The organism is Chryseobacterium sp. 14P4.3.2 (assembly GCF_057799275.1).
On record NZ_JBYOKO010000001.1, the window covers coordinates 178113 to 190708 of the forward strand.

11 protein-coding genes are annotated in these 12596 nt (G+C 36.0%); 7 read left to right on the forward strand and 4 right to left on the reverse strand.

Translation table 11 applies throughout. From position 1 onward, the window contains the following. Positions 1-63: 63 nt before the first annotated feature. The 3 genes from AC27VX_RS00810 to AC27VX_RS00820 form a co-directional block, all read right to left on the reverse strand. Positions 64-1101 (reverse strand): GMP reductase, encoded by a 1038-nt coding sequence (locus AC27VX_RS00810; protein ID WP_236856706.1) that lies wholly within the window; start codon positions 1099-1101, stop codon positions 64-66. Positions 1102-1425: 324 nt separating this feature from the next. Then, a complete protein-coding gene (gene surE / locus AC27VX_RS00815) occupies positions 1426-2202 on the reverse strand; it encodes a 5'/3'-nucleotidase SurE (protein ID WP_236856707.1) in 777 nt (258 codons plus the stop codon). A gap of 411 nt (positions 2203-2613) precedes the next feature. Then, entirely contained in the window at positions 2614-2784 is a 171-nt protein-coding gene (locus tag AC27VX_RS00820) for a lmo0937 family membrane protein (RefSeq protein ID WP_236856708.1), read from the reverse strand. 336 nt (positions 2785-3120) lie between these two features. On the opposite strand from AC27VX_RS00820, the gene AC27VX_RS00825 reads away from it, so the two are divergent. Next, complete coding sequence (locus AC27VX_RS00825) at positions 3121-5250, forward strand: carboxy terminal-processing peptidase (RefSeq protein WP_236856709.1); 2130 nt, start codon at positions 3121-3123, stop codon at positions 5248-5250. A gap of 53 nt (positions 5251-5303) precedes the next feature. On the opposite strand, the gene AC27VX_RS00830 is transcribed toward AC27VX_RS00825, so the two are convergent. Next, the gene (locus AC27VX_RS00830) at positions 5304-5807 is read right to left on the reverse strand and encodes a superoxide dismutase family protein (RefSeq protein ID WP_236856710.1); all 504 of its coding nucleotides are present in this window, start codon (positions 5805-5807) and stop codon (positions 5304-5306) included. A gap of 241 nt (positions 5808-6048) precedes the next feature. On the opposite strand from AC27VX_RS00830, the gene AC27VX_RS00835 reads away from it, so the two are divergent. The 6 genes from AC27VX_RS00835 (at position 6049) to AC27VX_RS00860 (ending at position 12556) form a co-directional block, all read left to right on the forward strand. Continuing rightward, positions 6049-6687: a 4'-phosphopantetheinyl transferase family protein gene (locus AC27VX_RS00835; RefSeq protein ID WP_488693391.1), complete on the forward strand. Its 639-nt coding sequence runs from the start codon at positions 6049-6051 to the stop codon at positions 6685-6687. 89 nt (positions 6688-6776) lie between these two features. Continuing rightward, positions 6777-7679 (forward strand): AraC family transcriptional regulator, encoded by a 903-nt coding sequence (locus tag AC27VX_RS00840; protein WP_488693392.1) that lies wholly within the window; start codon positions 6777-6779, stop codon positions 7677-7679. Between the two features lie 93 nt (positions 7680-7772). After that, on the forward strand, positions 7773-10019 hold the full coding sequence (locus AC27VX_RS00845; RefSeq protein ID WP_488693393.1) for a TonB-dependent receptor: 2247 nt from the start codon (positions 7773-7775) through the stop codon (positions 10017-10019). A gap of 49 nt (positions 10020-10068) precedes the next feature. Beyond that, positions 10069-10728 (forward strand): hypothetical protein, encoded by a 660-nt coding sequence (locus AC27VX_RS00850; protein WP_488693394.1) that lies wholly within the window; start codon positions 10069-10071, stop codon positions 10726-10728. Positions 10729-10932: 204 nt separating this feature from the next. Then, a complete protein-coding gene (locus AC27VX_RS00855; protein WP_236856715.1) occupies positions 10933-12264 on the forward strand; it encodes a 2TM domain-containing protein in 1332 nt (443 codons plus the stop codon). Then, the gene (locus AC27VX_RS00860) at positions 12251-12556 is read left to right on the forward strand and encodes a 2TM domain-containing protein (protein ID WP_488693395.1); all 306 of its coding nucleotides are present in this window, start codon (positions 12251-12253) and stop codon (positions 12554-12556) included. Before AC27VX_RS00855 ends, AC27VX_RS00860 begins: the two co-directional genes overlap by 14 nt. Positions 12557-12596: the final 40 nt, after the last annotated feature.

Consider the following 12596-nt stretch of genomic DNA (forward strand, 5'->3'; position numbering starts at 1 on the left):
AAATATAATGAGGCTATACATTTTGTATAGCCTCACTTTTTTAATTCTTTCTAAAATTCAGGATTAATTAAAAACCTGATTTTCCTGCTCCTGAACTCTTATAAAAGTTGTTCTTTTAGAAAGTTCTTTAAGTTTGGAAGCTCCTACATAAGTACAGGTTGATCTTACTCCGCCTAAAATGTCCTTTACCGTTTCCGCAACGGGTCCTTTATAAGCTACTTTTACGGTTTTACCTTCAGAAGCACGATATTCTGCAACTCCTCCGGAATGTTTATCCATAGCTGTTTTAGAACTCATTCCATAAAATGAACGGAATTTCTTGCCATTTTCTTCAATCATTTCTCCTCCGCTTTCATCATGACCTGCAAACATTCCGCCCAGCATAACGAAATCTGCACCACCACCGAAAGCTTTGGCTACATCTCCGGGAACTTTACACCCTCCGTCAGCGATAATATGGCCTCCTAAACCATGAGCCGCATCAGAACATTCTATAATTGCTGAAAGCTGAGGATAGCCAACTCCTGTTTTTACCCGGGTAGTACACACTGAACCAGGTCCGATACCTACTTTGATGATATCTGCTCCTACCAAAAGAAGTTCTTCCACCATTTCTCCCGTAACCACATTGCCGGCAATAATAATTTTATCCGGGAAATTAGCTCTTGCTCTCTTCACAAAATCAACGAAATGCTCAGAATATCCATTGGCTACATCAATGCAGAGAAATTCTATTTTTGGATGTTTTTCTACAATATGTTTTATCTTCTCTTCGTCAGCTTTTCCGGTACCGGTACTTAGAGCAATATACTGATAGATACTGTCCGGCTGGCTTTCCAGGAACTCATCCCATTCATCCAGACTGTAATGCTTGTGAATAGCTGTAATTATCTTTTCTTTTGCCAGTTCCACAGCCATTTCAAAAGTACCTACAGTATCCATATTCGCGGCAATTACAGGAACTCCTCTCCATTTTTTTTGAGTATGTCTGAACGTAAATTCCCTTTCAAGATCTACTTCCGAACGGGACTTCAGGGTGGAACGTTTTGGGCGGAACATTACATCCTTGAATCCCAGTTTTATTTCATATTCTATACGCATCTTGTAATTATTTTTCAGAATAAAGGTACTAAATAATATGGGAAGGATTGTCTTAATCCCACGGAATTTCGGTAAGAAGATTATAATAATTTCAACGTAAAAATAAAAATGAGGCACAGCTTTAAAACCGGAAATTAAGCAGAAAGTGAATGAAGTTTTTATCCCTTTGTCTGGCTTATTATTTAAAATGAATAAAGGCATGAAATATTATTTCATGCCTTTATTGGTTCTTGTAATTCATAAAATACTGAGCTTTTTATATCCATGAAAGCTCAATTTTAATGATATTCATCTAGTGAATGATAAGCTGAGCTATCTCACTTATTATGCATTGTCAAAATTCATTACTTCCTCCAGAGTCTTCATATACTCATAGGCTGTAAGGTCAAACTTTACAGGTACGATAGAAATATATCCGTTGGCCAAAGCGGTTTCATCGGCATCTTCAGATTCATCCATATTGTTGAAGTAACCCGTTAACCAGTAATATTTTTTTCCGTGTGGGTTTATTCTTTCGTCGAAGCTTTCTTCCCATTTTGCATTAGCCTGTTTGCATACTTTTATTCCCTTTATTTCTCCGGCGGGAAGTTTTGGAATATTTACGTTTAAAACAATTCCTTTAGGCATAGGATTTTCCAGCGTTCTTCTTACGATATTCTGAATAAATTCTTTAGCCTGGCTAAAGTCTGCCTCCCAGCTGAAGTCTAATAATGAGAATCCAATCGCAGGAATTCCTTCTACACCTGCTTCTACTGCAGCAGACATAGTCCCGGAGTAGATTACATTGATAGAAGAATTTGCTCCATGGTTGATTCCTGAAACGACAATGTCAGGTCTTCTTGTCAGAATTTTGTCAAGAGCCATTTTCACACAGTCTACAGGAGTTCCGCTACAAGAATAGTCGGTTTGTGGCCCTTCCAGAGTGACTTCTTCATAGCTTAGGGTAGAATTGATGGTGATTGCGTGGCCTTTTCCACTTTGGGGAGAATTCGGGGCTACAACTATTACTTCCCCGATTTCATTCATAAAGTTGATAAGATTTCTAATACCGGGAGCTGTAATTCCGTCATCATTAGTCACCAGAATAAGTGGTCTTTCCATAAATTATCTTTAATTATTTAATACAAATACAGTACAGTTTGCTCATATTTTGAAATGAACAAAATGAATTTTTAACACATCAAATGTAGTTAAAAATAAGATGTTAAAAAATACCAGATGTATTATTAATGAGGCAGTAGTGAAACAAAATGAGCTATTTTGATCAGAAAATAAAGCAGGGAGCATGAAGAAGGAAATCTTGTGTTTAAAAAAACAAGTGGAATATAAATTCATTAAAACTTCCAAAATTTACAACACTGGCGTCTATCGGGCGAAGACCATTCCAGCTTCTCATCTTCTCAGTACCTCACAGATGCATTCTTTCAAGGCGAATCTTATTCAACTCCCCTCTGAAAGAGAGCATCTGCTGAGTCTGATAATGATTTTAATGGGTTAAACACTTAATATGGCTTAGTCCAGTGGTTTTCTGCCTGTAATAATATTGTAAAGGATAACAACAATGGCAATAACCAGCAAGACATGTATTAGGTAACCCGTACTAATACCGGGTACAATTCCTAACATTCCTAAAAGCCAAACGACTATACAGATAACTGCAACTAACCATAGTAAACTTCTCATGACATTACATTTTAAAGTTATTTGATTAAATACTAGCATATTTCATGCCCTTGTGAGGAAGGATTGATTTTTAGGCGGTCTGTTTATAAAGTTTTTCAGGATAAAAAAGAGTAAAAAAAGATAAGATTATTGGCTTTGTTTTTCTCTGAAAACTCCTGATAGCACAGGATGTGGAGAGAAGACTTTAGTATTTATAAATCTCTTCTAATAAAAATAGGTAAAACTGTTCGATATTTGTAAATAAGGTATTAAATTTGATCATTTGTAACAGTCTGCTAATTATGGCTACTCATTACAATACCTATTTTTTAAAAAATTAATAAATAAAGACAGTTTATGTGGAAAAATTTCAAACTGAATAAATTTTTACTCCTTATTCCATTAACCAGTCTAATGTTTTGTTTCAACTCGCCAAAGAACGATGATGAAAAGATGCAGACGATAATGGTGAGCGTAAAAAATACACTTTCTTATCTGCATTATAGTCCAAAAACTATCAATGATGCCTATTCGAAGGATGTTTATAAGCATTATTTCGAATTGGTAGATCCTGCAAAAAGATATTTCCTGCAATCTGATATGGATGAATTTGGCAAGCATGAAACAAAGCTTGACGATTATATCAGTCAGGGAGATCTTACGTTCTATAAGCTTACCATCGACAGACTTTACCAAAGGGTAGATGAGATTGATAAAATCACACAGGATATTTTCAGCAAGCCTATCAACCTTCAGGAAGATGAAACCCTGACGCTTGAGCCAAAGCTTAAAAAAGTACCGGCTAATAAGCAGGAACAGTATAATGAATGGAAAAAATTCATTAAATATAATATCCTGCAGGAGGTTGAATCAATGAACAGCAAAGAAGAAGCTCAGAAAGAGAAGAAAGATTCTGTTCAGAAGTACAAGCTGAAAGATACCATCAAGTTTAAGTCTCTTACTCAGGATGAGAAGATCAAAAAGGCGACAGATGAAGTAAAAGATCTTGTGAAAGATACCTTTACCCGATTCAAGAAGAGAAAAAAAATGGATTGGTTTACTGTGTATATGAATGCATATACAGAAGTATTTGATCCGCATACTAACTATTATTCACCAAAAGATAAAGAAGATTTTGATACTCAGTTTACCGGTAAAGTAATTGGTATCGGAGCTTTGATCCAGGAGAAAAAGGGAAATCTTTACCTGGGAGCTCTGACGATTGGGGCACCTGCATGGAAGTCCAAGCAGCTTTCGGAAGGAGATAAGATTCTGAAGGTAAAATCTAAACCAAAAGAAGATGCTGTAAATGTTGTTGGAATGCTTTCTGATGAAGCCGTAAGACTTATCAGAGGAGAGAAAGGAACTCCGGTTACTCTAACGGTTCAGAAAAAAGACGGAAGCATCAAGGATGTAACCATGATTCGTGAGGAGGTAGCAATTGAAGATACTTTTGCAAGAAGTATTGTCGTAAATACACCGAACGGAAAGAAATATGGGTTTATCAACCTTCCAAGCTTTAATGCTGATTTTGAAAATGCCAAAGGAAGAAATGCTTCTGATGATATTAAAAATGAAATCATTAAACTTAAAGCTCAGAATATTGAAGGAATTATTCTTGATCTTAGAAACAACGGAGGGGGTTCATTAACTGAAGTAGGAGATATTATGGGGCTTTTCATGGATGCCGGACCTTACGTTCAGGTGAAAGATGGAAACGGAAAAATACAGACTCTAAAGAATAAATATGAAGCTCCTATCTGGACTGGTCCTCTTGTAATCATGCAAAATGAACTTTCAGCTTCTGCTTCTGAAATTTTAGCAGGAGTAATGCAGGATTACGGAAGAGCAATGATCGTGGGATCGCCTCAGTCTTTCGGAAAAGGTACCGTTCAGACGTTTGTTGACCTGAATAGATTCCTGAATACTGAAGATGATTTCGGATCTTTAAAACTGACGATTCAGAAGTTCTACAGAATTACAGGAGAATCTACACAGAGAAAAGGAATTGTTTCTGATATTCAGATGAAGGATTTCTTTACCTATGCAGAAGTAGGAGAGAGATATGATGATTTTGCTTTAGCATGGGATAAAATTCCACCAACAAAATTCGAAAAACTGAATTATTTCAATATTCAGGCTCTTGAAAAGGCAAGTGCTGGAAGAATGGCTAAAAACAGCAATTATCAGCTCCTGTTAGAATCAGCTCAATGGAGAGAGAAATTGGATAAAGAAGAAAATATTACACTGAATATTAATAAATTCAATGACCTGATGAAGCACAGAAAATCTCAGATCGAGAAGTTCAAAGCTTTAACAAAATTTGAAAATGGTCTTCAGTTCACGATGTATCCAAGTGAAATTGAAAGAGAGAAAAAAGATGAAGCTTTCAAGAAAAAATCTGAAATGTGGATCAAGAATCTGAAAAAAGATCTTTACCTGCAGGAAGCAATGAATATTGTATCAGATATGGGAGCAAAATCCTAAACATAAAAAATCCGCTAATGAAAATTAGCGGATTTTTTATTGCGTAAAAATGATTACTTAATTTCTACACATCCTACTCTCCCTCCTGCATTTCCTGTAGGCTGGGTATGGAAGTCATCCGCAGCTGCGTGTACAATAAGTCCTTTTCCGATAATGTTTTTAGACTCGTCTGTACAGCCAAGACACCATTTATCTGTCTTGAACGTCAGTGTTGCCGTACCGCTCTGATCAGCAACCAGATTTCCTATATCTCCCATATGGAAATGTTCAGCTCCCCATTTACCGTGATCGTTCTTGGATGGGTTCCAGTGACCTCCTGTAGAGGTTCCGTCTGCTGCCGAGCAATCTCCTTTTTCATGAATGTGTACAGCATGAATTCCTGGAGTAAGGTTCGTGATATCCAGTTTCATGATTACTTCATTTCCTTTTTGGGTAAACTTGGCTGTTCCTCCTGTCTGGGTTCCGCTTTTGGCATTTACAGAGTACATTTTTGTAGTTCCGCATGAAACGGCTAAAAATGCAAACCCTGCCAGTAATGTTAATGTTTTTACGTTCATTTTTAAATGATTTATAGTGATTATAGGATAAAATTAAAAAAGATTTTCCAAAGCGCTTTATGATTCAGGTCTTTTTTCTAAAGTTAGTGAAAAGTAGAAGCTTATTGTATTTTATTTTTTCTTTAGATTTTATAATATGAACCTTATGGATAATTGCTTTGAAAAATGGATGGAAAATGCTTAATTTTAGCGTGATATAATATAAGCAGTCATCATAATCAGCAACCGTAAAGAACTAAAAATGGTCATTTTATCTGCCTTTATCAGTGAGGAAAAGCATCAGTCTGTTCTGGACCGGTATTTACACCTGTTTTCTGAAGACTTTAGAAAAGATATCATGAAATACAGAAGATGGCAGGATGCACAGCTTTCTCTGCTGGGAAGAGTTTTATTGCAATATGGCTTACAGACGTATTACAATATCTCTCAAGTTGAAACAGGTATTCTTCCCAATAAAAAGCCTTATCTGAAAAATTCTGATCTTCATTTCAATATTTCTCATTCTAAAGATATTGTAACCTGTATTATCGCTGAATTTCCTATAGGAATAGATATAGAATTTACCAATCCGGAAATCAACTATATGGACTTTAAATTTCAAATGACAGAAGCTGAATTTCAGGAAATCTATGAAACTGAAGATAAAGTAAAAGGATTTTTTACTTACTGGACGAGAAAAGAAGCGGTTATAAAAGCGCATGGCAGCGGTATGATGCTTCCTCTGGAATCCTTTGAAATAGTGAATGATGAATGTGTGATTGACGGTGAAAAGTTTTTTACAAGAGAGATTTTTATTCGTGAATCTTACCACAGCTATATTGCGTCGCCCGATATACATATTAAAAAGACTATTCCTCTTTTAAAATTTGTGGAAGTATAAGATTATAAAGTAGAAATTTCTTTAAACAGCAATAATAAACAACAGATATCCTATTCATATCAATATTTTTGTTAATCAATATTTTATAATTGGAAGAATATAAAAAACGGATTGTAAAAACAATCCAGTATATCGATGCAAACCTTGATACGGATCTCTCTCTGGAAAAAATTGCAGAGATCAGTGCTTATTCCCCGTTTCATTTTCACAGGATATTTAAGCTGATTACCGGAGAAACACTTCAGAGCTATATTACCAGAAAGAAAATAGAAAAAAGCGCTTTTTATCTGGCTGTACACAAAGAAAAAGGAATTAAGGATATCTATTTTGATCTCGGATTTTCAAATCATTCAGTCTTTAGCAAAACATTTAAAAAGTATTACGGAATACCTCCTTCTGAATTCCGGAGATCAGCGCCCCCCAGATTTCACAAGATTTTACAAACACAAAGCAAGAACGGACAAGTTGATACGATTTTTGGCCAATATATTTGCACTATAGAAAACCTGTTAAACTGGACGAAAATGAATTTGAAAATTGAAATTAAAGAACTGCCGGAAATGCAACTTGCAGCAGTAATGAGCCTGGGAATTGCTGATGTGGAACCCTCCTATAATATTCTGATAGATTGGGCGGGAAAGAAACATCTGTTTCCACGGGAAAATGTGAAAATGATTTCTGTATACCATGACAGTTTCAAAGTGACTCCTCCCGATAAGGTAAGAATACACGCGTGTATGCTTCTGGATGAAAAGCTTGAAAGTACTGAAGGAGAAGTGTTTTCTGAAACCATTGATGCAGGAAAATACATTGTAGGAAGTGGAGAAGTAACCCTTAATGATTTTGAGCAATGCTGGGTATCATTGTTTTTATGGATGAATGAGCATCATTATTCAATGAGAAAAGAATTTCCTTTTGAGATCTACCATTCCAATTTTAAAGAGCATCCGGAAGGTAAAATGATGGTGGATTTTTGTATTCCTGTTTTGTAATTTACCATTCGGTAGCAAAAGAATGCCTTTCGGTAATAATTTTTTTATAGAAAGGCATTTCTCATCCTATTTTTGACCCAGATAATAATAACCATGAAACCACAAGGACAAAAAATACTGCTTCTGATTGCTCTGATCACTTTTATGACGGGATATTCTCAGATAAAAGTATCAGGAAGGGTAACTTTTAAAAGTAAAGGAGTAAGTGAAGTAAATGTCACACTAAAAGATACCTATGACGGGTCAACTACGGATGCCCAGGGTAATTTTTCTTTTGAAACATCCGAAAAGGGGGATCGCAAAATAACCTTCACCCATCCCAAATATGAGACCGTTGAAAAAAGTATCAGCCTTGATGATCAGGCAATCATTCTCAATACGGATCTTAAAGAACAGATCAGCGAAATAGATGCCGTAGTAGTATCTGCAGGATCTATTGAAGCCAGCGACCGGAAAAGAGCAACTACATTACTGACGCCTATTGATATTTATACTACTGCAGGAGCAGACGGACAGATTTCTTCAGCATTGACCTTTCTTCCCGGGGTTCAAAAGGTTGGAGGAACAGAAGGTTTATTCATCAGAGGAGGTACGGGAACCGAATCCAGGATCTTTATGGACGGGAGTCTTATCAACAATTATTTTTCTAATTCTATTCCGGGAATTGCAGGAAGAGATCAGTTTAATACTTCTCTTTTTAAAGGTAATATATTTTCAAGTGGCGGATATTCTGCTCTCTACGGGCAGGCGCTTTCAGGAGCATTGATGCTTGAAAGTGTTGACCTTCCGGATGAGAGTTCTTATAATCTTGGAGTTTCTCCTATCTTTCTGAATGCAGGATTTCAAAAGCTGGCAGACAGTAAAAACTATTCTTTTGGCGCTTCAGCAGGATATTCAATGTTAAGCCTGATGCAGAAAGTCTTTAATTTCAATACCAATTTTATTGACGCTCCACAGGGTCTTAACGGAGACATGAATTTTAGATTTAAAACAAAATCAGGAGGATTTTTTAAATATTACGGAATGTACAATTCTAATAAGATGGGAGTGAAATCTGAAAGCCTTGAGCCTGGATATGATTTCAGTTTGATAAGATTAGACGGAAAAAATACGTATCACAATCTCTCTTTCAGGCAAAAATTTGGGAAATATCTTCTGAATATAGGAGGCTCTTATTCGTACAACAGATCGGATCTTAATTTTTCTACAGAAACAAGTGATATAGAATCCAATAAAACAAGATTGCTCACAGATGGAAATTATGTGAATTTCAAAGCAGTTCTTGAAAGGAAAATAAATAAAATAAGTGCTGTGAGAGGAGGTTTTGAATTGAATAACACAGATGAAAATTTAAACTTTGAAGAGGTTCAGAAACATTATAAAGATCTGATTTCTTCTGCTTTTGTAGAAACAGATCTTGGATTCAGCAATGCTTTATCTGCAAAAATAGGAATCAGGGCAGAGCATTCATCTTTTCTGAATAAAAATAATATTGCCCCGCGTTTGGCATTGGCTTACCGTCTTGCCAAAGACTGGACAACTTCTTTGGCTTATGGTCTTTTCTATCAAAATCCGGAGAACAAATATATCAATAGACCTGCGGATTTGGGGTTTCAACAGTCACAGCATTATATTTTCCAGGTTCAGAGAGCTTCGGAAGGGCGAACGTTGCGTTTTGAAGCTTTTTATAAAAAATATGACCAGCTGATCAAGACATTTAATGTGACTCCGGACAAGGAACAGAACCAACAGGTGCAGACCGCTCTAAATAATGATGGATACGGTTATGCAAAAGGACTGGAACTGTTTTGGAGAGACAATAAGAAAACATTTAAAAATATAGATTATTGGATCAGCTATTCATTTCTTGATTCAAAGAGAGACTTTCTGAACTATCCTGTCAGTATGAAACCGTCTTTTGCAGCAGATCACACTCTTTCAGCAGTGGTAAAGAGATTTATTCCGGAATGGAAACTTGGAGCTAATTTATCCTATACCTATGCCAAAGGAAGACCTTATTACGATATTGCTTCTAAATTTGAAGATGGGAAAGCAATTAATTATACCAGAAATGAGGGTAAACTAAAAGATTATAATGCTTTAAATTTCAGTATTAATTATTTACCGAACCTAGGCAAAAAGGATTCAAAGGTTTTCCCTGTACTTGTTCTGAGTATTACCAATGTTTTAGGATCAAAAAACGTGTACGGATATAACTTTTCCGTAGACGGATCAAGAAGCTCTGCAGTTGTGCCACCCGTGAATACATTTGTGTTTATAGGAGCATTTATCAGCTTTGGAGTAGATAAAACAGATGATGCAATCAATAATAATTTATAAAAACATAACTTCGAATATACAATACAACTAACTTTTAAAATTTGATATCATGAAAAAATACCTTTTAAGTTTTGCTTTAGCCTTTACGAGCTTAACTGCTTTTGCACAGACTGATTACGAAAAAATAATGACTGAGAAAATTGCGAAAATAGAAACCTGTAAAACTCCGGAAGAGTTTCAGACATTGGCCAACGATTTCCAGAGAATAGGAAGTAAAGAAAGCACTCAGTGGCTTCCTCAGTACTATGCTGCTTTTTCCCAGATTCAGAAAGGAAGGCTTATGATGAGAACCGGAAATACCCAGGATCTTGATGGAGTAGCGGCACAGGCAGAAAAATATTTGGGAATGGCCCAGAATCTTGCAGGTGCTGATAATGCAGAAGTTCATCTATTGAGGAAAATGGCGTATTCTCTGAGAATGATGGTGAATCCTCAACAGCGATATATGACTGATGGAGCCAGAGCCACTGAAGAGCTTAATATTGCACAAAAGCTTGATGCAGCCAATCCAAGAATAGCTCTTATTAAGGCTGAGGACATCTATTTTACCCCAGAACAGTTTGGCGGAAGCAAAACCAAAGGAGTAGAGATGTTTAAAGACGCACTGGCAAAATTCAACGCTTATAAACCCAGAACAGCGCTGGATCCAAACTGGGGAAAAGGAGAAGCTGAATATTTCATCAGCCTTCCGGAAGAAAAAACAAAATAATAGGGATGTAAGTTGTTGAAATATAATATTATGGTTTATTGTAAATAAAGCTTTTTTCCGACTTACTTTTTACTGTTTTAAACTTACAAAACCTTCATTCTGTGAAGGTTTTTTTATACCATTCGGTAAAGAAATTTAACCTTTCGGTAAGAAATACTTTTTGATACCTTTAATAAAAACTAATTTTGAGTTAAGAAAAGGATCATGAAACGTAAAAATTTTATTATACTACTTTGGGTCTCAATGGGAACGACATTGTTTTTCTTCTTATTTTTTAATGATGAAAAAACGTTTCGCACCTTTATGATGACAATGCTGCTTTCTACCATGTATACTTTCGTATTGGGGGTAGGAAACGGAATTATTAATGAGTTTCTTAATAAAAGATTTCCGTGGTCTGAGGCTACCAGGCTTAGAGCTGTTTTAAGCATTATTTCAATCATTATCGGGAACTTTGTTTTGGTGTACTTCTGTAATTATATGAATTATGTTGTGATCCAGAGAACAGCTACTGTGGAAGAGTTTTTCTCTTCAAAATATGGGGTTACCAATTGGTTTATGATCAATATAGCTCTTCTGATTACAGCTTTTCTTCATGCAAAAGGATTCATGGAAGAGCTGAAGAAGACTTCCCGGAAAGAAGTAGTGGAACAGAAGCTTATTGCTAAGTCTGCCAATGCCCAGTTTGAAAGTTTGAAAAACCAGCTGGATCCTCATTTTCTTTTCAACTCTTTGAATGTTTTAAGCTCGCTGATCGATGAAAATCCCCAGCAGGCTCAGAAATTTACCGCCTCTATGTCAAAGATTTACCGGTATGTACTTGAACAAAAAGATAAAGAGCTGGTAACCGTTGAAGATGAGATCGAATTTGCCAAAACGTATTGTGATCTTTTAAAAACCAGATTTGAAGACAGTGTAGATTTCACTTTTGATGTTCCAAAAGAAGATTATCGGAGATATGTGGTTCCCCTGGCTCTGCAGCTATTGCTGGAAAACTGTATCAAACATAATTTTGCTACTTCATCAAAACCTTTAGCGATCAGGATTTTTTCAGACGGTGATACCCTTTGTATTGAAAACAACCTGCAGGTAAGGGAACAGATCAAGGAAAGTTCCGGGATAGGACTTACCAATATTGTTCAGCGCTATTCTCTTCTTACAAAGAAAAATGTTTTTATAGAAAAATCTGAAGACTATTTTAAAGTAAAGCTTCCGATGCTTTCTGCTAAACCCAATATTTCCAGTGTACAGACGGAGGATGAATCTGCGGCATATAAAAGAGCACAAAAGAGAGTTAAAGAAATTAAAGGATTTTATTCTAACCTGATTTCTTACTGTATTATTATTCCTTTCTTAATCTTTATCAATCTTTTTACCGGAAGGGGAACCTACTGGTTCTGGTACCCGTTATTTGGGTGGGGAGTTGCTTTGGCCTTCCGTGCTTTCCGGGTTTTCGGGATTGGAGAATCCTGGCAGGAAAAAAAGATCAGAGAAATTATGGATCAACAAAAAAATAAAAATAATGAAAACATTTGACGAAGATGATATTCAATATCAGCAGGCTAAAAGACAGGTAGACCAGTTAAGAGGTTTTTACGGGCATTTATTTGCCTATTTGGTGGTAAATATTGTAATCGTCTTTTACAACTATTCGCAGCTGAAACCCGGAGAAAGTTATTTCCGGTTTGAAAACTTTTTTACGGCCATATTCTGGGGAATTGGACTTTTTTCTCATGCGTTGATCGTTTTTTTGCCTAAAGTGCGGTTTGTAAAGGAATGGGAAGAGAGAAAAATCCGGGAATTGATTGAAAAACAAAAAGAACTTTAATACGGTCTTAAAAGGCAGAACAGGCAATAAATGAAATAAA